Source organism: Shewanella mesophila (assembly GCF_019457515.1).
Taxonomy (GTDB): Bacteria; Pseudomonadota; Gammaproteobacteria; order Enterobacterales; family Shewanellaceae; genus Shewanella; species Shewanella mesophila.
Genome location: NZ_CP080421.1, coordinates 2,410,931 through 2,433,102, shown reverse-complemented (window position 1 = coordinate 2,433,102; position 22,172 = coordinate 2,410,931). Strand labels below are relative to the sequence as shown.

Here is a 22,172-nt window from a genome sequence, read left to right as displayed (position 1 = left end):
CTAACGACAAGACTGACCACTGATTTTGTTTCATAATAATGTTTATGACATAGAGTGAACATGGCAATGATCATGGTTTACCAATAATGCTTGTTAGGGCAAATAATGGTTACAGATAAAGAAGGTTATATACACTTAGTACAATATCTTACAGAGCACCTCGGGCTATTTGAGTCGTCTGAAAATGTGGTGGTAAGTGGCGATACAGTCATGGAGCTATTTGAAGAGCAACTGGCCGCGCAGATCATTATGGTGTGTGGCCAAAATCCGACCTTATCATTTGCTGAGCGTAATACGGTCATTCGGGAAGTAGATGCTATCGTCTATGATCTTGAAGAAATTTTAGCCAGTGTTGCTAGTCACAAAGCGACAACTGAACAAACCATCTTTATTACTGAGTTTTCTGGTTTGATCAAGAATCTATTCGATCAAGAGATTGCCAAAATGCAGTAATATGATTATTTCTATCAGCAACAGATGTTTACAACTGCGTCCTTGTTAAAGCTCGCCAATCTGCCTAAGGTTAGCGTTAGGTCTGTGGTTGGAGTTTGATGAATGTTTTCTCGTTCGATCAATAAGCAGCATTTTATTATCTATGCAATATTGGCGGTATTTTGGGCTGCATTTCAGCTTTTTAGTGCAAATGCATATGAACTAGGGTGGGGGTTTATCCCATTCGTCATTTCGCTGCCATTTGTTCCTTTTATTTTAGTCTGGCTTGGCGTTCAATTTGCTCGCCACTATCGTTATATTAAATTGGGTCCAGATATCGTTGAGCACTTTACCCATTGTGCCTGCATTAGCGTGTTGTTTTTTCTGTTTATTTATCATTTTGTTTATTAAACTGCCATTCAGTGGTAGGGAGTAGCACATGATTGAGTTACTTAGCGGGTTTAGTCATGATGTTGTCGCCATTCGGGCTCATGGCGTGTTAACTGGTGACGACTATGAGCAACTACTCGTGCCTGAGATCGAATCTAAATTGAAAGATCATTCGACCATTAAACTTTGGTATGAATTTAGTGAACAATTTGAAGGCATTTCGGTGGAGACGCTTTGGGATGATGCAAAGTTAGGTTTTTTTCATTTGACTGATTTTTCGAGAGTTGTCATTATCACAGATAGTGACTGGTTGACGAATATGGCTAAAGTTATTGCCTGTATGGTGCCTTGTCCCGTTAATGTTTTTTCTCGACAAGAGGTGCATCTAGCGCAAGATTGGTTGATGCAAGTCTAATCCGTTTAGCGAGTATATTGGTTGAAAATAGCCGGCATAAATGTCGGCTTTTTGTTTGGTAGGTTTTGAGGATTCAAGATGCTTAAGAGATTAGTTTTATGTTCTATGCTGTTATCTATTTCAGCAATTGCGGAGGAGAAAGCGGTTATCGGGCCAACGGCAGTCATGTTTGTTGAAGAAACGGGATTAAGCTACGAAGCGCGCATAGATACTGGCGCTGCCAATACCTCACTTAATGCCTTTGATATAAAAATTGAAGGCGGCAGTGCCGAAAAGATGAAAGATAATGTGGGCAAAATCATCTGGTTTACAACGAAAAATGCTAAAGGTGAACAGAAACGACTCAGCTCAAAAATAGTTAAGATCTCGACGGTAAGCAACTCTCAAGGTAGAGAAACTCGCTATATGGTCGCTCTCAATGTGCGCTTTGACGGTAAAAGTCGTAAGGTTAATGTCAACCTTAGAGAGCGAGAACATATGGACTATAAGTTACTTATCGGGCGAAATTGGTTAAAGGATAGATATATCGTTGATGTTGCAGATAAGCGCGTTATTGGTCCTGTAGCGCCTATTAGTATTGTTGAAACGGGGTTGGTTTTTGAGACTCGTATCGATAGTGGCGCGGTTGAAAACTCACTTCATGCCGTCGACTTAAAGATTGAAGGCGGAGTCGACGATATGGAGCTTAATGTGGGCAAGATGCTCTATTTTACCACTGAGAATGAGAAAGGAGAATCTCATCGTGTTCATGCCCGTATCGCTGAGGTATCACTGATTAGAAATGCCCAAGGAAGTGAAATCCGCTATATGGTCGAGCTGAATGTGGGTGAGCCTGGGTTAGAATATAAGGTCAAAGTTAACCTGCGTGACCGCTCTAAAATGACCAATAAATTGTTGATTGGCCGTAATTGGTTACAGGGCCATTATCTTGTCGATGTCTCTATGTAAGGCTCTGAGTCGTGGGGATTATTATTCCCCACTAACTGTGAACCTGTGAACGTTTTGCCGTGTGGGTTAGTGTGGCACTCTCATCTGGCATTCTACTTCAGTGAACTCAGTAGAAACAGATTCTAACGACAAGCAACCCTCGTAGTGAGAGAGCAGCCAATGGTGAATATCGACCAAGGTACCATGGCCGCTTAGTTTGTCTAATTGTAGTTTAATATTATCTAAATTCGCTGATGGGATCCCAATTCCATTATCCTTAAATTTGATGCTCAGCATCCCATGAGCGACATCGGCATTGACCACAAGTTCTCTTGCCGTATCTTTGATCAGATCATCAGGAAAGGCATGAAAGATCGTATTGTTGACCACTTGGTAGCATATGGTGAAAAGATGCCATGATGGTATAGCTATCGATAACTGAGGTGGGCAATTAATCGTCCAGCCTATTTTTTTGCTGTTAAGTTTAGGTGCTAATGTGGCAAATATATCTTGTAAAAACTGCACGAGGATAATTGATTTGCTCTGCCGCTCGACCATTAGTAGGGGATGAGCATGACGCAAGATATCTATTTGCTCAGTCAGCTTTTCCATTAACATTGATGAGTGTGGATTATTATCGGGGCTTGCCGCTTTGGGGACGATAACTAACAGCTGCTCTAATGACGCTAATTGTTGGCGATTGAGCTCGCTTATCATCTGTAACATTAGCTTTTGAAATGTGGACCCCATAGGCACAATTTGATGACGATCTGTTTTGAGTTTTTTCTCCTCTATTAAAGTGGCTTTAGGGGGGTGACGGAGTTGCTCAATAGCCTGCTGTAAAGATGCGATTTTGGTTGATAGCGATATAATCGTTTGTTCTTGTTCGAGTTGCTTCTCTTTTAGACTGCTGATATCCATCGCCATCGCCCCCAGAGCGATAAGATTCCCTTCTGTATCTTTGATTGGATATTTAGTGATGAGAAAAATCCGCTCCCCATAAATGGTGGGCATAGGTTGTTCGAAACTTTGTGCATTATCTGTGGTTTTGATAATGGCATCGTGACTGGTAATAATTTTGGCAATATCGTCTGGGTAGATATCTACGTCTTTAGCACCGAGTATTTTATTACGTTCGATCCCTAATATTTCACAGAATTTATCATTGACTAAGGTGTATTTACCTTTGGTGTCCTTAATGCAAATCACGTTCTGTGATGCATTCAATAAGGCGTTAATCAGTTCTTTTTTAGTTTCTAGTTCTGTTTGTGCCATGCGTTGCATCGCGAGTTGCTGCTCTAGCGCTAAGTTACTGGCGTCAAGACTGGCGTAAGCGATCTCTAGCTGGTTACTTCTGGCGATAAAGGCCTTTGACAACTGCCCAAGTTCATCATGACGTTTATTTGAATCCAGTTCTAACCGACCCAAATTACCACTTTGAAGCGCCGATACAATTTTAAAAATGGGCCTAATAAACAGCTTATGTTGAAATACAAACAAGATGATTAGCGCTAGTAGCTGTGCTAGCAGTAAGTAAGCACCAATTTTGATGGCGATGGCATTCGCTTGTTGAGATAGGCTTGAAAGCGGCGTGACTAAGATTATTTTCCACTGAGTTTGCGCCATAGTGAGAATAGATATTAAGACGGGCTCATCGAATAGTGGGGTTGATGCTAACTCTAAGGTAACAATATTGGCTTTGAACGGCTTAGGTTGCAAAGCTGAATTGATCAGTGCTGACAGTCGCTGACGTTTCTCTGGAGGAGTATTGTCTAGCAATGTTTGTAGTTGCCTTACTTGATAGGCTGGGTGCTGCATAGATTGCTCGTAAAACTCGTTGTCGAGTGCGTGTACAGCGGCTTCAATTTCCGCTAACTCAGGATAACGAGCAACGAGTTGGCTAAAAGGTTGACCTAATAGTGGTGAATATTGGGACTCTTCGGCCAGTTCATCAAAAGGATCTGAGAGTAAATTGTTATAGCCGTCTAGCGCTAAAATATATCCCTTAGATAAGGGATTTTGATCTGAAAAGGTAAAATACTTGTCTAATCCTGCCAGAGACAGATCTACTGTCGCGACACCAATGAATTGATGTTCCGCTCGCATAGGTACAGAAGCAGTGATCATCACCTCTTTGGTATAAGGATCGACATAAGATTCAGACCAATGAGTATGACTATTTTGAAAATATTTTACTGGCTGATACCAATTTTCTTGATGGTAGCGGGGTCCATCTGGTGAGTCATATCCATTGACTCTTATAAACGTGTCGGCTTTATTTCTGGCCCAAAAAAAACTGTTAAATTGTTTATCGATTAAGAAGGCGTTTGGTTCGGGCCAAATACCACCACCAGCAATGAGTTGGGTCTTATTTTCAACAGTCAGTAGAGATGGGATTAGTTCATCTATGACCTTGGTTTGTTCTTTATAAGTTTCTCCAATGATCCCAATACTATTGGCGAGAATATCTACTTTTGAGAGAATATTTTGGAGCTGTGCGATAACGGCTTGGCCATTGTTTTGACTTAGATTGAGTTGAGTATCCATGTGGTGTTTTTTTTCGGTAGAAAAAATTAGCCAAATACTCGAGGTGATGATCAAGGTTGCGACCACAAATTGGACTATCGTAAATTTAAAAGTAAGGCTATTTTTCCAATGGGTGTCAGCGGTAAGTGCCTTATTTTTGTTATCGATTGCCATTTTCCTTGGTCTACTCCAGAGTGGACAGTGCTATTGTTCAAGGTTAATTCAAAAAGTCTTAGGAATGAATTGATCTTTTTAAATTATTGTTACATTTTGTCGCCTGAGTATCATGGCATTGGGGTTAATCTTTCGAAAAACGTGCCGTGTATTGAAATGATCACAAAAATGGAGGGTTTGGTTATTTTGATCCTTAGTTGTAAATTATGGCCGAGCATACAGAATATTAAACGTCATTGAGTTTTCCTTGCCAGGATAACCTATCAACCTAGCTAGCATCTGGCGCATCGTCGACATCGCGTTGCGGATCTAAATTACATAATAGGTCCGTTTTTTGTTCAACTAATTGCATTGAGGTTGGATGAGATCGCTTTTCTCTCGGATTTCGTTAGAAAAATACTAAATAAGCCCTAGTCAAACGGCCTATGGTCACGTAAAATTTGTCTCTTTTTCTATTTTCGCAAGATGAATAGTTAGCATATAGAAAGTCTTGGCTCTCAACCTTGGGGGGCAGGCGTACTGGAAGAGATGATGTCACAGTTAACAGAAATCGTAGAACAGGCCTTGCAGGCTATCGAAGGGACAGACGATCTGAAAGCCCTCGATGATCTTCGTGTCGATTACCTAGGTAAAAAAGGTAAGATCACCGACATGATGAAGATGATGGGTAAGCTTAGCGCAGAAGAGAAACCCGCTTTTGGTCAAGCCGTTAACCAAGCTAAGCAAGCCGTGCAACAAAAACTATCTGAACGTATCGATGGTTTGAAGGCATTGGAACTGGAAGCGAAATTAGCGCAAGAGAGCATTGACGTTACGTTACCAGGTCGTCGTATTGATAACGGTGGGCTTCATCCCGTGACGCGTACGATCGAACGTATCGAAACTTTCTTTGGTGAACTTGGTTTTAGCGTGAAGCAGGGGCCTGAAATCGAAGATGATTTCCATAACTTCGATGCACTTAATATTTCTGAACATCATCCTGCCCGTGCCGACCATGATACTTTCTATTTTAATCCCAAGCTGATGCTGCGTACTCAAACATCAGGGGTACAGATCCGTACCATGGAAAATGAGCAGCCGCCGCTAAGAATTATCTCTCCTGGTCGCGTTTATCGTAACGATTATGATCAAACGCATACGCCAATGTTCCATCAGGTTGAAGGCTTGATGGTCGACGAAAATGTCAATTTTGCAGAGCTAAAGGGGATCTTACATGATTTCCTACGCAACTTCTTTGAAGAAGATTTGCAAGTACGTTTCCGTCCATCCTATTTCCCTTTCACTGAGCCTTCTGCGGAAGTGGATGTGATGGGCAAGAACGGTAAGTGGTTAGAAGTATTGGGTTGCGGCATGGTACATCCAAATGTACTGCGCAGCGTAGGAATTGATCCTGAGAAGTATCAAGGGTTTGCTTTCGGTATGGGTGTAGAGCGTCTCTCTATGCTGCGTTACGGAGTTAACGACCTGCGTTCATTCTTCGAAAACGACCTACGTTTTCTTAAGCAATTCAAATAACGGAGCGAGTAAAAAATGAAATTTAGTGAATCTTGGCTTCGTGAATGGGTTAATCCTGATGTAACTCGTGAAGCGCTTTCGCACCAGATCACCATGGCAGGACTAGAGGTCGATGGCATTGATGCTGTAGCGGGTGAATTCTCTGGGGTTATCATAGGCGAAGTCGTTGAATGTGGTCAGCATCCAGATGCGGACAAATTACGCGTAACCAAAATCAATGTGGGTCAAGATGAATTGATCGATATCGTATGCGGTGCGCCAAACTGTCGATTAGGCCTCAAAGTTGCGGTTGCAATGGTTGGTGCCGTATTGCCTGGTGATTTTAAGATCAAGAAGGCTAAACTTCGTGGTCAACCCTCATTCGGTATGCTTTGTTCCTACGGCGAACTTGGTATCGATATCGAGAGCGATGGCATTATTGAACTGCCACTCGATGCGCCAATTGGCAGCGATGTGCGTGACTACCTTGATCTTAATGATGCCGTCATCGATGTGGATCTGACCGCGAACCGTGCAGATTGCTTAGGCATGGCTGGTTTGGCTCGTGAAGTGGGTGTATTGAATCGTCAAGCGGTGACTGAGCCTACGTGGGAAGCGGTAATCCCAACGATTGATGATGCTATCGTTATCAATAATCAGGCTCCTGCATCATGCCCGCGTTATTTAGGTCGTGTCGTTAAGAACGTCAATGTTAAAGCGCCGTCTCCCATGTGGATGCAAGAGAAGCTTCGCCGCAGTGGTATTCGCTCAATCGATCCCATTGTAGATATTACAAACTATGTGTTGATCGAATTTGGTCAGCCTATGCATGCGTTTGATTTAGCGACCCTTGTTGGTGATATTACTATTCGCCTAGCCGATGGCGAAGAGAAACTGACCTTACTCGACGGCAATGAGATCACTGTGCCTGCGGATACATTAGTCATCGCAGACACGCAAAAAGCGTTGGCGCTAGCTGGCGTATTTGGTGGTGAAGCATCAGGCGTAACGGATGAAACTAAAGATATTCTGTTGGAGTGTGCGTTTTTTGCACCGCTCGCCATTATGGGCAAGTCACGTCGCTTAGGTTTACACACGGACTCGTCACATCGTTTCGAGCGTGGTGTCGATCCAGAGCTTCAAGCTAAGGTTATCGACAGAGCGACACGTCTAGTACTCGATATCTGTGGTGGTGAAGCTGGCCCTGTGGTCGAATCTAAGTCAGATGAGCATCTTCCTAAGCCTGTAAGCATCCAGCTGCGCCGTAGTAAGCTGGATCGCGTCCTAGGTCATCATATTGGTGATAGCGACGTAACAGAGATTCTAGAGCGCCTAGGCTTTAGTGTTGAGTTCGCCAGTGATACTTGGAATGTGATCACCGCTACGTACCGCTTCGATATGGCGATTGAAGAAGATCTTATCGAAGAGGTTGCACGCATTTATGGGTACAACAATATTCCAAATACCGCGCCTGTCGCAGCACTGCGTATGCCTGATCATAAAGAGTCGGACATCAGCTTAAAGCGTGTGCGAACTATGATGGTAGCCCGTGGTTTCCAAGAAGCTGTGACCTACAGTTTTGTTGATCCCAAGCTTCAAGAACTACTTCATCCAGGTGAAGCAGCGATGATTTTGCCAAACCCAATATCAGTCGAAATGTCGGCGATGCGTTTGTCGATGTTCACAGGCTTGTTAACGGCAGTCGGTTACAATCAAAGCCGTCAACAAAACCGTGTTCGATTGTTTGAAACGGGTCTGCGTTTCGTGCCTGATGAAAGTGCAGAATCTCAAGTGCGTCAACAAGCTATGTTAGCCGCGGTCATTTCGGGTAACCAAAATGATGAACATTGGTCAATGGAGTCAAAAACTGTTGACTTTTTCGACCTTAAAGGCGATTTAGAAGCCATTATCGGCTTGACAGTTTCTGATGAAGAATTTACTTTTAGATCAGCATCACATCCAGCTCTTCATCCGGGGCAATGTGCTGAAATATTAAGAAATGATCGTGTAATTGGTGTCATCGGTGCCGTCCATCCTAGCTTAGAAAAGCCATTTGGACTCAACGGTAAAACAATTGTTTTTGAACTCGAATTAGACGCTTTATTGCATGCCAGTTTGCCGCAAGCTCAGGCTGTATCTAAGTTTCCAGCAAACCGTAGAGACATTGCCATCGTTGTTGATGAGCAAGTATCTGCAGGAAATGTTGTAAATTTGATAAGAAAAGTTGGCGAAAATCAGTTGGTTGGCTTAAACTTGTTCGATGTATACCAAGGTAAAGGTGTTGAACCAGGTAAAAAGAGTCTGGCGATAGCACTTACACTACAAGATAACGCTCGTACACTTGAAGAAAAAGAGATTGCCGAGATGGTTGATAAGGTAGTTTCTGAACTCAAGTCAGAGTTCAACGCATTGTTGAGGGATTAAAAGTATGGCACTTACCAAAGCCGAAATGGCAGAACATCTTTTTGAAACGCTTGGTATTAATAAGCGAGTGGCTAAAGAGATGGTTGAGACGTTTTTCGAAGAAATTCGTCAAGCACTCGAAAACGGTGAGCAGGTCAAGTTATCTGGCTTTGGCAACTTTGACCTTAGGGACAAGAATCAAAGACCGGGAAGAAACCCTAAAACAGGCGAGGATATTCCAATTTCTGCTCGTCGAGTGGTGACTTTCCGTCCAGGACAGAAACTTAAGAGTCGAGTGGAAGAGGCTAACGCCGGTAAATAGCTAGACTGAGTTAAACGTTAAGGCCACTCATTGAGTGGCTTTTTCTGTTTTTTCTGTACCCTGTTGTATCCATTATCAGTAGTGTTAACTATTTGGCTAATTTGATGGTTAAGGGCTAGATGGTGGTAGGTTTTTGATTGGCGTAAAGCATAAGTCGTCTTAACCTATGCCTGTATCAGTCCATTTTCGCCGCGATTAAATTAAGCCAACTATTAAGTTTTGTTGGTACAACGCTTTGCAAGTTTGAGGTTGAGTGACTTGTCTAGAAAACCGAAATATTTTGATCGTCGTTTTAAGGCTGAACTATTACATCCTAAGCATTGGCCCACGTGGATTGCGATAGTTATCTTGGTCGTTTTTGGCTTGATGCCTGCTTGGTTACGGGATCCTATTGCGCGAACATTAGCTAAGTTGGTGAAGAAGATAGCCAAAAAGCCGTTACGTGTTGCACGGGCAAATCTCCAAGCCTGTTTCCCTGAAAAGTCGGAAGCCGATATTGCTCAGTTACTCGATGATAATATCGAAAACTTTGTGATGATCTTGCTCGCGCAATCAGAGCTACTTATTCGCTCGACAGCCAATTTACGTCGAAGAGTCGAGCTAGAAGGCTTTGAGTATGTGCAGCAAGCTCGAGATGCTGGACAACCTGTTATATTCATCATGCCTCATGTCTGGGGAATAGAGTATGCAGGATTAAGGTTGAATGTCGACTTGCCCATGGTTTCTATGGCCAAGGCGCATCGCAATAAGCTATTTGATTGGTTTAATAATCGGATGCGCAGCTCCCAAGGCGGCAATATTTATATGCGTGAAGCAGGCATTCGGGCTCTGCTTTCTGAGTTGAAAAACGACAACAGTTTTTTCTATCTGCCCGACGAAGATTTAGGCCCAGATAAAAGCGTGTTTGCGCCGTTTTTTGCAACGGTTAAAGCAACGCTTCCTGTGGTTGGCCGGTTAGCGGCGGCAGGAAACGCGCAAGTGATGCCTGTTAAGATTGGTTACGATCAAAAGCGCAGAAAGTATAAGCTGACGGTTATGCCGCCGATAGCACCAGAGCAGATGCAAGGTAAAGAGAATGAAGCGCTTGCGCTTAATCGCGCAGTAGAGCAGGTGATCAGTGCTTACCCTGAGCAATATATGTGGTTTTTAAAAGTATTACGGACTCGTCCACCTGGAGAAGCATCAATCTATTAGTGATTGTTCATGGTCTTGATTGTTTAATGTCTTGATTGCCGCTTAAGTCTGACTTAATAAATTGCGGCTAAAAGATGAGAAGTAGAAAAGGTGAGTAAGGCGTTAAGCTTAGCTCGCCTTTTTATTTTCAGCGCCAAACCCCTATTTCAATCGGCGGTTATCATCAGTTAGGCTTTGCCTGAAATAAAACGAATGACAGTTATAGAGCCGGCGATGTTTAATGGCTTAAAACTCAAGGTTACCGTTAAGCTTTACTAGAGTGTAAGTTACGGATTGTTTAGTAGAGCCTAATGGGATACATTTACGGCGTCTTGCTAGAACAGAGTTCTTTGTTGCTTGTAGATATTGGCGTTTATTACGAGTTTAGCGTAACTGATTATTATAAATAAAAACGGCAACCTAAATAGGCTGCCGTTTTTCTTAGATTGTTTAAGACGCTATGTCTTCGTCAACGAGTCGGCTTAGTCAACAAGCCCTCTGCGCTTAAGCAGGGCATCAACTGTAGGTTTTCTGCCGGTAAACTTAATGTAATCTTGCATCAAATCTTCACTATTGCCCTTAGACAATACGTTATTACGGAAGTTATTACCGTTTGTCAGCGATAGGCCACCGTTATGACTCATATAGCTAAATGCATCGGCTGCGAATACTTCGGTCCATAGATAGGCGTAGTAACCCGCTGAATAGCCGCCGGCAAAGGCATGGCTAAAGTAAGCCGATTTGTAACGTGGTGGAATAGGCGCAAAATCGATTCCGTGTTTAGCCAGAGCCTCATGTTCAAACTTTGCGACATCATCAATCTTAGTGTCGACGCCTATTGAGTGCCATTCCATATCCAAAATGGCGGCCGCTAGATATTCAGTCGTGTCGAAACCTTGACCGAACTTACTTGCTGTTAATACCTTCTCGAGTAATGGCGCAGGGATAGGCTCGCCAGTTTGGTAATGCTTGGCATAGTTGGCAATAACTTGAGGGTCTACAGCCCAATCTTCGTTGGCTTGTGAAGGAAATTCGACGAAATCACGTGCAGTGGCGGTACCCGCTAAACTTGGGTATTTCACATCAGAAAATAGTCCATGAACGGCATGACCAAATTCGTGGAACATGGTGGTCACTTCATCGAAGGTCATTAACGTTGGTCCAGAAGCCGGCTTTGGAATGTTAAGCGCGTTATAAATAACAGGCTTATTACCCAGCAAACCGCTTTGAGTCACAAATTCATCCATCCAGGCTCCGCCATTTTTTCCTTCTCGAGCATAGGGATCAAGATAGAAAATACCGAAAGAGGAACCGTCTTTATTAAAGACTTCATAGGCGAGTACATCAGGATTCCATACTGGTAGATCGTTGCGAGGCTTTACCGTGATGCCGTAAAGTTTCTCCATGGCGAAGAACATACCATCGTTTAATACGCGGTTAAATTCGAAGTAGGGAGTGACTAGACTCTGATCGAGATCGTATTTTTCTTTTCTGACCTTTTCGGCGAAATAAGCCCAATCCCAAGGTGCCAGTTCAAATTTTTCACCAGATTTTACGATTTCAGCTTGGATATCTGCCGCTTCCTGCTTAGCTTTTTCAACCGCTTGGGGTGCCAAGTTATCTAAGATCTCGTAGACTGCGGCAGGTTTTTTAGCCATTTGATCGGCAACGGTATAATCAGCCCATGAATCGTAACCGAGTAGCGCGGCTTTTTCTGCATGCAGATGTGACTGCTTAATAATATTGGGGCCGTTAAGATCCATCGCGCGGTTAGCGGAGGTTTCCCATACACGTTGACGAAGCGCTCGGTTGTTTATGCTGGTGAGAATAGGTTGTCTGGTGGTGTTCACCAGAGTGATAAGATAGCCCTCTTTACCTGCGTCTTTAGCCGCTTGAGCTAAGGTTGAAATTTCAGCGTCAGATAAACCATCAAGCTCGGCTTTATCGTTAACGATGATCACATCATTTTTAAAAGAGCTCAGTACATTCTTTGAAAACTCTGTGGTTAAGCTGGCTAATTGGCTATTGAGATCACGCATTTTTTGTTTGTCAGTGTCAGATAACTTGGCCCCAGCGCGTTCAAACGCTTGGTAATAAAACTCGATTAAACGCTGATCTTCTGCTGATAACTCATGACGTGACTGATAAATGGTTTCAACGCGGGCAAATAACAGAGGATTTAAATAGATATTGTCGCTGTGAGCGGCTAGCTTTGGAGCGAGTTCGGCCTGAAGCGCCTGTACTTCATCGGTTGAATTCATGCTGGCAAGGTTGAAAAAGGTTTTAGACACTCTAGTTAACAAGGTGCCAGACTTTTCCATGGCCACAATAGTATTATCGAACGTAGGCGCTGCTTTATTGTCAACGATTTTTGCTATATCGGCGTCATGTTCGGCGATGCCTTGACTAAAGGCGGGGGCATAGTCAGCCATCTTGATTTGATCAAATTTCGGCGCTTGGTATTGCAAATCACTTTTATGCATTAATACATTACTAGCTTGAACTTCATTCGATGAGGCGGTATTTGCTTTTACAGTGGATTCTTTGTTCGCTGGTGCTTCGCTGCAGCCGGTGAGGGCTAAACTGGCCAAAATAGCTGTGGTGATAATGGACTTACGCATGGATTCTCCCTAGGTGATTGCGAGCAACATGTTATTGAGTTTTATAGTCTGTTGCTGTGTTAAATCTATAATTGACGCCTAACCATACCAAGTGAGTGTGACTTATATCAAATGCAAATTTTAAGTTTCAATTAATGGTGTGTTGAGATGATGTCGACTAATTGTAGTTTCTGATGTTTAAGCGTGAGCGCTCGTTGATTCCAAAATCAAATTACCTTGAAACACACTATGTTAACAGAGTGTATCAATCCGTTTTCGCATTCAATTTAACCAGGCAATATATTGATAGTTAAGTTTTTTATGTATTCTAGCTGTAACATCTTGATAACCAAGGTGACAGCGGTGGAACAATAAGCAGTCACCTTCAATTGTAAAATATATCGGTTGGGTGTGATGATGTGTTAATTGTAAGTAATTATTTATCTACTGAGCCTGACATTAAATTTTATTCATTGTTTATTTTGTTCGCTAATGCTAAATCGTATTTCAATAAAAAAGCGCAATCACCAAAAAGGTCGATTGCGCTTTTTCTCATTTAAGGCAAATTAATTCGCTCATTACCTAACTCATTTAACTAACTATTCCACGATCAGTTGATACTCGTCACGTAGGATATCAATCACTTCCTGACGCGGATTGTCACTTAAGACGAGTTTTTTGCCTATTATGGTTTCTGCTATTCCAACATAGGTATTTGAGATATCCATCATCACATCTGTCGGCAGCTTATTATCGCGTGCGAGGGCAAAACGTTCGGGCATACGTTCTTTGTTGAGTAAAATATCAGGATCAGGGAAGTGGTTCAGCAACCACTGGCGGAAGCCCTCTTTTGATTTCTCAACGATCTTGCCGTTGCGACGAGCTTCACCATCCCAAATACGTGATGAATCAGGTGTGCCGACTTCATCCATGTAGATAAGCTTCTCTTGGCCGCTGGCATCTTTTACGTAGCCAAATTCAAACTTGGTATCGACAAATATTTGATCTTGTTCTGCGAGGGCGTCACTGATCACTGCAAAGCCCTCTTTTAACAGCTTTTCGTACAGGTCGATATCGTCTTCGCTATGGAAGTTGAAGCCCGCTAGGTGACGCTCAAGATCGGCGCGCGAGACGTTGACGTCATCCGCTTCCGGGACGCCTTCAAGGCCGGTTAACACACCTTTGGTTGACGGAGTGATCAGCACTTCTTCAAGCTTCTGATCTTTCTCTAACCCCTCTGGGAGCGTGATACCACAAAAATCACGCTCACCTTTGCTATATGCACGCCACATTGAACCGGTAATATATTGTCTTGCAATCGCTTCAACCATTACAGGTTGTGCTTTTTGTACGATCCATACGAATGGGTGCGGTACATCGAGAATATGACTATCGGCTAGCCCTTTCTCTTTAAACAGTTTGAACCAATGGTTTGAGATAGCATTAAGCGCCGCCCCTTTTCCTGGCACGCCATTGAGGCCATTTTCACCCTGCCAGATGCAGTCAAAGGCTGAGATACGGTCACTGATCACCATGATGGCCAGCGGGGTATCGGCAGGCACATCGTAGCCTTTTTGCTCGATAAGACGGGCACTGTCTTCTGCGGTTAACCAATATACGCTGCGGACCTTACCTGAGTGTACCGGCTTATCGGTACGGATAGGTAGGTCGTCATTAACGGCTAAAACTTTGTTTGATTGATTCATAGGGTTTTATTTTTTTATGTAATGTTAGAGGATGAGATAACGGCGCAATTGTAACAGAACTGACAGGTGGCAACAGTCTTTTCAGTTGCATAACTTACGTAAAAACAGAGTGTTTTGTTTAATGAATTATCGCTGTGATGTTAGGTGGATATTGTTGGTTGTGGCTGACGTGGCGCATAAAGAAGAGCCCGGATGGGCTCTTCGCACAATGACTTGCTACTCACTCTATGCTATTGACTCGATTGACTGTGGCGCTTGAGCAGATTAGCGGTTATGTCGGCAAGGCTGAGCTCTTGATCTTCCAGCAGCACCAAGAGGTGGTAGATAAGATCTGAGGCTTCGTTAACCAATTCCTCTTTGTCGTGGGTTGCTGCGGCAAGGGCAGTTTCCAGCCCCTCTTCGCCAACTTTTTGGGCGATGCGTTTAGTGCCTCGTTCGAACAGATAAGCCGTGTAACTGCTTTTGGCGTCTTGTCCCTTGCGGGATTTGATTAGGTTCGCCAAGTTGTCGATAAAGGGGTGCGCCTCGCCATCGGGCCAGCAACTCTCCCGTTCGAGGTGGCAGGTGGGACCTTTCGGGATCACTTGCACTAATAAACTGTCATTGTCGCAGTCACAATCGATGGCCACTAAATCTAGGGTGTTACCTGAGGTTTCACCTTTGGTCCACAGGCGTTGTTTACTGCGACTAAAGAAGGTCACCATTTTGGTGTCTAGGGTTTTTGTTAATGCGGCTTTATCCATATAGCCGAGCATTAATACTTTACCGGTAAGGTGGTTTTGTACCACGGCAGGAATGAGTCCCTGCTGTTTATCCCAAGCTAAGTTGGAAAAATCTTCTATGTTTTTCATTGTTAATCCTTGAGCCTCATCAGCCTGCGGTTATAGACGCATCTGGATGCCATTATCTTGTAGGTAACGTTTTAATGCTTGAATGTCTATGATCCCCTTATGAAACACGCTGGCAGCCAATGCTGCATCCACTTTGGCAGCTCCAAAGACCTCTTTAAAGTGCGCCATAGTACCGGCGCCACCTGAGGCAATTAAGGGGACATCACATATCGCTCTGATCATTGAGAGCTGTTTTATATCATAGCCTTGACGAACGCCGTCTTGATTCATCACATTGAGTACGATTTCACCGCAGCCGCGTTTTTGCACCTCTTCTACCCAATCTTGGGTATACCACTGGGTATCCTTAGTGGCTGCTTCATCCCCAGTAAACTGTTTGACCTTATAGCTATCGGTGTCGGCGTCGTAGAAGGAGTCAATACCAATGACGATGCATTGGCGGCCAAACTCATCTTGTAGGCGATCGATAAGACTAGGATCGCTTAAAGCGGGTGAGTTTATCGAGATTTTATCGGCGCCAAAGGCAAGCTTTTCTCGCGCCTGAGCAATCGTTTTTATTCCGCCTGCGACGCAGAAGGGGATATCTATCTGCTCGGCAACCCGGCTCACCCAGCTTTTATCGACAACCCGATCGTGCGCGCTGGCGGTGATATCATAAAAGACCAATTCATCGGCGCCTTCGAGGGCGTAACGTGAGGCCAGTGGCACTATGTCGCCGACAATTTCATGGTTGCGAAACTGGACGCCTTTAACCACTTTACCTTCGCGGACATCGAGGCAGGGGACTATGCGTTTGGCCAACATTGGATAGCCTCCTCGACACTAAAGTTTTCAATTAACAGGGCTTTGCCGATAATAATACCGTTGGCGCCACTGTCTCTTACTGCTGCAACGTCATCGAGAGTAGCAATACCACCAGAGGCTTGCCATGCAATATCGGGATAAAGCTGAGCGATCTCTTGGTATAATTCTGTGTTACTGCCTTTCAGGGTGCCATCACGACTGATGTCGGTCACCAGGGCGTGTTTTAGGCCATAGGGTTTAAAGGCTTCCACCAAGGACTCTAAGGTTTTACCGCCAGCCGATTGCCAGCCTGACACGGCAACGATTTTCTCGCCCACTTCATTGATGTTCACATCGAGTGCTAAACAGATGGCATCGCTACCATATTTGGTAAACCAGCTTTGCACCAGTGCCGTGTCTTTGACCGCGAGTGAGCCGATCACTACGCGTTTTACGCCTATTTCCAGTAGTTCAGCCACTTGCGCCTCACTGCGAATGCCGCCGCCCACTTGAATATTGGCATCAAGCCCGTTCACTAGCTCAGCTATCAATGCTGTTTGACTAAGTTCGGGATCTTTCGCTCCTGTTAGGTCGACAATGTGCAGCCACTTTGCGCCTTGCGCTTGATAGGATTGCAGCTGTGATAGCGGGCTTAAGGCAAAAGTTGTTTGCTGGTTGTAGTCGCCTTGATAGAGGCGTACTACTTGACCCTCGATAAGATCGATTGCAGGGATAATCATTGGGCAACCTCTGATCTTTGTGGATTTAGACTGTTACTGGTCATTTTCATAAAGTTTTTCAGGATCTGAGCGCCAATGGCGGCACTTTTTTCCGGGTGAAACTGCACCCCCATAAAATTGTCTTTCGCGATCGCAGCGCTAAAAGCTTCACCATATTCACTCTGGGCTATGGTGTATTGGCTGATTGGCGCGCGGTAGCTATGAACAAAATAGACGTAACTGCCAGCGGCAATTCCTTCAAATAATGGATGGGCCGTTGGCGTTATCTGGTTCCACCCCATGTGCGGCAGTGGCAGCCCGTGGCTATCGAGATCACTAATTTCTGTGTCGATAAGTCCTAAGCAGCGACAACCGTTAGTGTTGCTTTGGGCCGCAAAGTTACCGCGCTCAGTCGATGAGTTGGTCATCATCTGCATGCCAAGACAGACGCCGAGTACGGGTTGGGTCAGTGACTTAATGGTATCGACGAGGGACTTGTCATTAAGTGATGCCATAGCCGCTTGAGCGCTACCCACACCGGGTAGTACGACCCGGGTAGCGGCGTTGATCTTGGCCAAATCGTCACTAATTTCAACATCGGCACCGATGCGCTCAAAAGCATAGCGAACCGAGCTTAAATTGGCGCAGCCAGTGTCTATGATAATGGTGCTGTCTTTATCATTGCTCATAACACACCTTTACTTGATGGCAAGGCATCACCTTCGACTTTGACGGCTTGGCTAAGGGTGCGACCAAGCACTTTAAACAGACTTTCGACCTTGTGGTGATCGTTGTCGCCATTGGTGGATAGGTGCAGGGTACAGCGCAGCCCATCGGCGAAAGAGCGGAAAAAATGCGGCACCATTTCGGTGGCCATCTCGCCCACCATTTCACGTTCAAATTGGCCGTCAAATTTGATGAACGGCCGTCCTGATAGGTCCAGCAAACAAGATGCACTAGCTTCATCCATAGGGATGCTAAAGCCAAAGCGAGCGATACCGCGTTTGTCACCCAGGGCTTGTCTTAGTGCGTCACCAATGGCTAAGGCGGTATCTTCGACGCTGTGGTGATCGTCAATTTCTAGGTCGCCATCGACGCTAACATCCATCTTAAAGCTGCCGTGGGTGGCAATTTGATCTAGCATGTGGTCAAAAAAGCCAATGCCAGTATTGATGTCGCTTTTCTGCTGACTATCTAAATCAATGGTGACGCGAATGTCGGTTTCTTTCGTGGTGCGCACGACCGTTGCAACACGGTTAGTGCCCAATAGGTCGTCGGCAATGGCACCCCAATTAAGGCTTTCACGGTTATATTGCAGCCCTTTTATTCCCATGGCATCGGCAAGACCTAAATCGGTTTCTCTATCGCCTATGACGGCAGAGGCGGTAAAGTCGACGCGGCCTTCGGAAAGGTAAGATTTGACTAATCCCAGTTTAGGTTTGCGGCAACTGCAGTTCTCATCATTAAAATGAGGGCAGATAAGCACGTCATCGAAGACCACACCTTGGCTGGATAATATTTGCATCATCATGTTTTGTGGGGCATCAAAATCATCTTTCGGGAATGAGGGTGTGCCTAATCCATCTTGGTTACTGACCATGACGAGTCGATAACCCGCTTTTTGTAGCTTAAGTAGCGCGGGGATCACCTGTGGCTCAAATACCAGCTTGGACAAACTATCAACCTGTTTGTCGGTGATCGGCTCTTCGATGATGGTGCCATCTCTATCGATAAAAAGGATCTTTTGTTTCATCTTGATTCTACCTTCAATTTCTATTTTTATTCTGTGCCACTAGCTAGGGTTATATGGGTCTATATCTGTGCTTCACAGCGATTAATCGACAAGCAGTTTGATTAACGTATCCGTTTGTTCATCACTGGCAAAACTAAAGCGAATGCTGTTGGCAAGGGCGGGATCTTTATAGGCCCGCGCGACGGCGCCACCTCGTTTAAGTTTGTTTTGGATCTCGGTGACATTGTCAAAGTTCGCTAGTACAAAGTTGCCATTGGCGGGCAGGACTTGAGCGCCGATGCGCAGCAAGGCTTCACTGAGTCGTAAACCATTTTGTTTAAGTTGACTAACCTGTTGTTTCATTGTGTCTATCCCTTGTGGACTGAGCGCCTCGCAAGCAAGGTTGGATACAGGCAAAGGCACAGGGTAGGGCGCGATGACTCGCATCACCATCTCAATGATCATCTCATTGGCAAGCATAAAGCCACAGCGCGCGCCAGCCAGCGCAAACGCTTTGGACAAGGTGCGCAGCACCACAAGGTTGTCAAACTGGTCGATAAGGTTGGCAACGCTATAGTCGGGGCAAAACTCAATATAGGCTTCATCGACAACAACGAGTGCATCAGGCAGCTTTGCGATAACCTGTGCTATTACCTGTGGGCTAATGACAGTACCAGTTGGATTGTTGGGGTTACAAATAAACACTAGCTTGGCATCGCTAACTTGCTCTGCGATATCATTTGGCAGTTGATACTCATCATTGAGGCGCAGGGCGTTAACGCCGACATTAAAGGTTTTGGCGCTAATGGCATACATGCCATAGGTCGGCCCATAACAGGCGATGCTATCTTTGCCCGGCACGCAAAATGTGCGGATTAACAGCTCGATAGCTTCATCGGCGCCGCGACTGGTGATGATTTGCTCACTGCGCACTTGGGCGTATTGCGCATAGGCGTTAATGAGCGCTGGTGGCTGACATTCAGGGTAACGGTTGAGATTATCGACATCACTGTTGTTAAAAGGCGACTCATTGGCATTGATCCAAATTTGACCTTCACCTCCAATGCGGCGCGCAGACTGATAGGGCTGCAGCGTCAGTAGTTCTGGACGTGCTAGTCGCTCGGCAATAGTTAACTTCTGCTGACCCATATTACGCTTCCTTATCCATACTCGTTTCGGTTTCAATGCTAAGTAGACGCACTGCAATGGCATTTTTGTGGGCATCGAGTTGCTCGGCGCTGGCAAGCGTCATCACGCTTTGTCCTAGCCCCATTAAGCCCTCCGCACTGAGTTCTTGCACGGTAAATCGGCGGCTAAAATCGGCAAGTGATAGACTAGATACGGCCCTGCTATAACCGTAGGTGGGTAACACATGGTTAGTGCCACTGGCATAATCACCCACGGACTCTGGTGTGTAGGCACCTAAAAATACCGAGCCCGCAGCGCGAATTTGCTTAAGTAGCTCACGGGGGGCATTGGTTTGAATAATTAAGTGTTCAGGGCCATAACGGTTGGACACTTTAGCGGCTTCATTCATATCGCTAACCAGTAAGGTGCGGCTGCAGCTTAGCGCTGTCTTCGCTATATCGGCTCTAGGTAATAGAGTAAGTTGTTGTTGCAGCGCTTGATTGACCTCATCGGCCAGATTTTGGCTGTCGGTGACCAGCATCACTTGCGAGTCAGGGCCGTGCTCCGCTTGAGACAATAGGTCGGCGGCGATAAAACTGGCGTTCGCGTCTTTATCTGCGATAACTAAGACCTCAGAAGGGCCTGCTGGCATATCGATACTCACCACGCAGCGACTATCTTGGGATACCAGACGTTTAGCTTCGGTCACATAGCGGTTACCTGGGCCAAATATTTTATCGACAGCAGGAATTGACTCAGTGCCCAATGCTAAGGCGGCGATAGCTTGGGCACCACCGACTTGAAAAATCTCTGTGATCCCACATGCATTGGCAGCATAGATGATGGCATCGTCAATGGGCGGAGGACTGACGAGAACACGTTGCTCACATCCCGCAATTTTGGCTGGCAGTGCGAGCATCAATACGGTGGATATGAGCGGCGCACTGCCCCCAGGAATATAAAGACCTACTTTCTTGATGGGCTCACTACGAAGCTCGCAGCGCACGCCCGTTTGTGTTTCAACATCTATCCCTTGAAACGCTTGTGCTTTATGGAAGGTCTCAATGTTGCTCATGGCTTGCGCTATGGCGGTCTTTATCTCATCGCTGACGCGCACGCAGGCGGCTTCTATCTCAATATCAGACAGTGCAAGATCATTCAATTCGACTTTATCAAACTGTTTTGAAAATTGCTTAAGCGCGATATCACCCTCGTTAGCCACTGTATCAATAATGGTTTTGACACTCTGTTCTAGCGCCAAATCGCCGACGAGGGGAGAGCGCTGCAACGCCTGTTGTTGCTCGCCAAGGCTTAATACTGCCCACTTGAGTTGTTGCATCTCGACCTTCATCGCATCGGTACTCGTATTTAGCGTCATAGTGTTAACCCATCATTTTTTCGATTGGCATGACAAGGATTGAGCTTGCCCCTAACTTAGTGAGCTCCTCCATCGTGTCCCAAAACAGATCTTCTGTGCTTACCGCGTGGATAGCGACGCGATTGGTATCATCGTTAAGGGGCAGTACGGTTGGATTTTCTGCGCCAGGTAATAGGGCTACAATTTGGTCGAGAGTTTCGGTGGGCGCGTGCAGCAGAATATATTTACTCTCTTTGGCACGTACAACGCCATTGATACGAGAGAGGATTTTATTGATCAGTGCTTGCTTTTCTGGGGTTTGCTCTTGAGTCGATTGAATGATGCAGGCCATAGATTGGTAGATTACTTCAGTTTCGTACAGGCCATTTGCTTCTAGAGTGGCGCCTGTCGATACCAAGTCACAGATCCCATCGGCAAGGCCAGCGCGGGGCGCCACTTCCACCGAGCCTTTGAGCATACAGTCGCGATAACTTATGCCCTTTTTTTGCATATAACGGCGAAGTAGGTTCGGGTAAGAGGTGGCGATACGCAGCCCTTCGAGTGAGGTCGCATCTTGGTAACTAAATTCGGTCGGTACAGCCAGTGATAGTCGACAGGCGCCAAAATCTAGCTCTCTTAGCTTAATGCATTCAGCAGGTTTGCCGATGGCTTGACGCTCAATTTGCTCCTCTTCGAGCACGTTTTCACCAATGATGCCGAGATCAACGACGCCATCCATGACTAGGCCTGGAATATCATCATCACGCACACGCAGCAGGTCGATTGGCATATTGTCAGAGTGTGCGATAAGGCGTTGTTCATTAACATTAAACTTAACACCACAACTTTTTAATAGCTTTTGTGATTCTTTAGACAGGCGTCCCGATTTTTGAATGGCGATACGTAATCTGTTTGACTCTGACATAACTGACTTCCTCTACGTTGATTCAATAAAATTAATTGTATAAAAACAAAAGCTTAGATTTAAAACTAAAAACCCCCGGAATTCCTTCCAGGGGTTTTTGATCTTTCTTGAATCA

At 45.1% G+C, this 22,172-nt stretch carries 19 protein-coding genes and 1 other annotated feature (1 of these 20 cut by a window edge); of the genes, 8 read left to right on the top strand and 11 right to left on the bottom strand.

Going from position 1 to position 22,172, the window contains the following annotated elements:
- Positions 1-105 precede the first annotated feature (105 nt).
- From K0I73_RS10595 to K0I73_RS10580, 4 genes are all read left to right on the top strand, one after another.
- On the top strand, positions 106-453 hold the full coding sequence (locus K0I73_RS10595; RefSeq protein ID WP_220061109.1) for a DUF3802 family protein: 348 nt from the start codon (positions 106-108) through the stop codon (positions 451-453).
- A gap of 102 nt (positions 454-555) precedes the next feature.
- Entirely contained in the window at positions 556-843 is a 288-nt protein-coding gene (locus tag K0I73_RS10590; protein ID WP_220061108.1) for a hypothetical protein, read from the top strand.
- Between the two features lie 28 nt (positions 844-871).
- The gene (locus K0I73_RS10585) at positions 872-1,237 is read left to right on the top strand and encodes a SpoIIAA family protein (RefSeq protein ID WP_220061107.1); all 366 of its coding nucleotides are present in this window, start codon (positions 872-874) and stop codon (positions 1,235-1,237) included.
- Between the two features lie 78 nt (positions 1,238-1,315).
- Positions 1,316-2,185 (top strand): putative ATP-dependent zinc protease, encoded by an 870-nt coding sequence (locus K0I73_RS10580; RefSeq protein WP_220061106.1) that lies wholly within the window; start codon positions 1,316-1,318, stop codon positions 2,183-2,185.
- A gap of 66 nt (positions 2,186-2,251) precedes the next feature.
- Here the strand turns inward: K0I73_RS10580 and K0I73_RS10575 are convergent, their stop codons facing one another.
- Positions 2,252-4,864, bottom strand: a complete 2,613-nt coding sequence (locus K0I73_RS10575) for a PDC sensor domain-containing protein (RefSeq protein ID WP_220061105.1) — start codon at positions 4,862-4,864, stop codon at positions 2,252-2,254.
- Positions 4,865-5,395: 531 nt separating this feature from the next.
- On the opposite strand from K0I73_RS10575, the gene pheS reads away from it, so the two are divergent.
- From pheS to lpxM, 4 genes are all read left to right on the top strand, one after another.
- Entirely contained in the window at positions 5,396-6,379 is a 984-nt protein-coding gene (gene pheS / locus K0I73_RS10570; protein ID WP_220064343.1) for a phenylalanine--tRNA ligase subunit alpha, read from the top strand.
- 15 nt (positions 6,380-6,394) lie between these two features.
- On the top strand, positions 6,395-8,782 hold the full coding sequence (gene pheT, locus K0I73_RS10565) for a phenylalanine--tRNA ligase subunit beta (protein ID WP_220061104.1): 2,388 nt from the start codon (positions 6,395-6,397) through the stop codon (positions 8,780-8,782).
- Positions 8,783-8,786: 4 nt separating this feature from the next.
- Positions 8,787-9,083: an integration host factor subunit alpha gene (gene ihfA, locus K0I73_RS10560; RefSeq protein WP_220061103.1), complete on the top strand. Its 297-nt coding sequence runs from the start codon at positions 8,787-8,789 to the stop codon at positions 9,081-9,083.
- A 258-nt stretch (positions 9,084-9,341) separates the two neighbouring features.
- Positions 9,342-10,277, top strand: coding sequence for a lauroyl-Kdo(2)-lipid IV(A) myristoyltransferase (gene lpxM / locus K0I73_RS10555; RefSeq protein ID WP_220061102.1), 936 nt, complete (start codon positions 9,342-9,344; stop codon positions 10,275-10,277).
- Between the two features lie 461 nt (positions 10,278-10,738).
- Here lpxM and K0I73_RS10550 read toward each other — a convergent pair whose 3' ends face one another.
- The 10 genes from K0I73_RS10550 to hisG all read right to left on the bottom strand — a co-directional run bounded on the left by K0I73_RS10550 (position 10,739) and on the right by hisG (position 22,057).
- Positions 10,739-12,877: a M3 family metallopeptidase gene (locus K0I73_RS10550; RefSeq protein WP_220061101.1), complete on the bottom strand. Its 2,139-nt coding sequence runs from the start codon at positions 12,875-12,877 to the stop codon at positions 10,739-10,741.
- 578 nt (positions 12,878-13,455) lie between these two features.
- Positions 13,456-14,562, bottom strand: coding sequence for a phosphoribosylaminoimidazolesuccinocarboxamide synthase (locus tag K0I73_RS10545; RefSeq protein ID WP_220061100.1), 1,107 nt, complete (start codon positions 14,560-14,562; stop codon positions 13,456-13,458).
- Between the two features lie 230 nt (positions 14,563-14,792).
- On the bottom strand, positions 14,793-15,413 hold the full coding sequence (gene hisIE / locus K0I73_RS10540; protein ID WP_220061099.1) for a bifunctional phosphoribosyl-AMP cyclohydrolase/phosphoribosyl-ATP diphosphatase HisIE: 621 nt from the start codon (positions 15,411-15,413) through the stop codon (positions 14,793-14,795).
- Positions 15,414-15,443: 30 nt separating this feature from the next.
- Complete coding sequence (hisF, locus tag K0I73_RS10535; RefSeq protein WP_220061098.1) at positions 15,444-16,217, bottom strand: imidazole glycerol phosphate synthase subunit HisF; 774 nt, start codon at positions 16,215-16,217, stop codon at positions 15,444-15,446.
- Positions 16,199-16,936 carry a 1-(5-phosphoribosyl)-5-[(5-phosphoribosylamino)methylideneamino]imidazole-4-carboxamide isomerase gene (hisA, locus tag K0I73_RS10530; RefSeq protein ID WP_220061097.1) on the bottom strand — a complete coding sequence of 246 codons (738 nt, stop codon included), beginning with the start codon at positions 16,934-16,936 and terminating at the stop codon, positions 16,199-16,201. The genes hisF and hisA overlap by 19 nt, the downstream gene beginning before the upstream one ends.
- Complete coding sequence (gene hisH / locus K0I73_RS10525) at positions 16,933-17,604, bottom strand: imidazole glycerol phosphate synthase subunit HisH (protein ID WP_220061096.1); 672 nt, start codon at positions 17,602-17,604, stop codon at positions 16,933-16,935. The genes hisA and hisH overlap by 4 nt, the downstream gene beginning before the upstream one ends.
- A complete protein-coding gene (gene hisB / locus K0I73_RS10520; protein WP_220061095.1) occupies positions 17,601-18,668 on the bottom strand; it encodes a bifunctional histidinol-phosphatase/imidazoleglycerol-phosphate dehydratase HisB in 1,068 nt (355 codons plus the stop codon). Before hisB ends, hisH begins: the two co-directional genes overlap by 4 nt.
- A gap of 81 nt (positions 18,669-18,749) precedes the next feature.
- Entirely contained in the window at positions 18,750-19,796 is a 1,047-nt protein-coding gene (gene hisC / locus K0I73_RS10515; protein ID WP_220061094.1) for a histidinol-phosphate transaminase, read from the bottom strand.
- A 1-nt stretch (position 19,797) separates the two neighbouring features.
- The gene (gene hisD, locus K0I73_RS10510) at positions 19,798-21,114 is read right to left on the bottom strand and encodes a histidinol dehydrogenase (RefSeq protein ID WP_220064342.1); all 1,317 of its coding nucleotides are present in this window, start codon (positions 21,112-21,114) and stop codon (positions 19,798-19,800) included.
- Between the two features lie 43 nt (positions 21,115-21,157).
- Positions 21,158-22,057 carry an ATP phosphoribosyltransferase gene (gene hisG / locus K0I73_RS10505; RefSeq protein ID WP_220061093.1) on the bottom strand — a complete coding sequence of 300 codons (900 nt, stop codon included), beginning with the start codon at positions 22,055-22,057 and terminating at the stop codon, positions 21,158-21,160.
- 62 nt (positions 22,058-22,119) lie between these two features.
- Positions 22,120-22,172 (bottom strand) — a sequence feature (His leader region); it runs 68 nt beyond the window's last position.

Bases quoted from the DNA above. Each gene is read 5' to 3' on its own strand.
- K0I73_RS10595 (WP_220061109.1), top strand. From the start codon at position 106: ATGGTTACAGATAAAGAAGGTTATATACACTTAGTACAATATCTTACA.
- K0I73_RS10590 (WP_220061108.1), top strand. From the start codon at position 556: ATGTTTTCTCGTTCGATCAATAAGCAGCATTTTATTATCTATGCAATA.
- K0I73_RS10585 (WP_220061107.1), top strand. From the start codon at position 872: ATGATTGAGTTACTTAGCGGGTTTAGTCATGATGTTGTCGCCATTCGG.
- K0I73_RS10580 (WP_220061106.1), top strand. From the start codon at position 1,316: ATGCTTAAGAGATTAGTTTTATGTTCTATGCTGTTATCTATTTCAGCA.
- K0I73_RS10575 (WP_220061105.1), bottom strand. From the start codon at position 4,864: ATGGCAATCGATAACAAAAATAAGGCACTTACCGCTGACACCCATTGG.
- pheS (WP_220064343.1), top strand. From the start codon at position 5,396: ATGTCACAGTTAACAGAAATCGTAGAACAGGCCTTGCAGGCTATCGAA.
- pheT (WP_220061104.1), top strand. From the start codon at position 6,395: ATGAAATTTAGTGAATCTTGGCTTCGTGAATGGGTTAATCCTGATGTA.
- ihfA (WP_220061103.1), top strand. From the start codon at position 8,787: ATGGCACTTACCAAAGCCGAAATGGCAGAACATCTTTTTGAAACGCTT.
- K0I73_RS10550 (WP_220061101.1), bottom strand. From the start codon at position 12,877: ATGCGTAAGTCCATTATCACCACAGCTATTTTGGCCAGTTTAGCCCTC.
- K0I73_RS10545 (WP_220061100.1), bottom strand. From the start codon at position 14,562: ATGAATCAATCAAACAAAGTTTTAGCCGTTAATGACGACCTACCTATC.
- hisIE (WP_220061099.1), bottom strand. From the start codon at position 15,413: ATGAAAAACATAGAAGATTTTTCCAACTTAGCTTGGGATAAACAGCAG.
- hisF (WP_220061098.1), bottom strand. From the start codon at position 16,217: ATGTTGGCCAAACGCATAGTCCCCTGCCTCGATGTCCGCGAAGGTAAA.
- hisA (WP_220061097.1), bottom strand. From the start codon at position 16,936: ATGATTATCCCTGCAATCGATCTTATCGAGGGTCAAGTAGTACGCCTC.
- hisH (WP_220061096.1), bottom strand. From the start codon at position 17,604: ATGAGCAATGATAAAGACAGCACCATTATCATAGACACTGGCTGCGCC.
- hisB (WP_220061095.1), bottom strand. From the start codon at position 18,668: ATGAAACAAAAGATCCTTTTTATCGATAGAGATGGCACCATCATCGAA.
- hisC (WP_220061094.1), bottom strand. From the start codon at position 19,796: ATGGGTCAGCAGAAGTTAACTATTGCCGAGCGACTAGCACGTCCAGAA.
- hisD (WP_220064342.1), bottom strand. From the start codon at position 21,114: ATGCAACAACTCAAGTGGGCAGTATTAAGCCTTGGCGAGCAACAACAG.
- hisG (WP_220061093.1), bottom strand. From the start codon at position 22,057: ATGTCAGAGTCAAACAGATTACGTATCGCCATTCAAAAATCGGGACGC.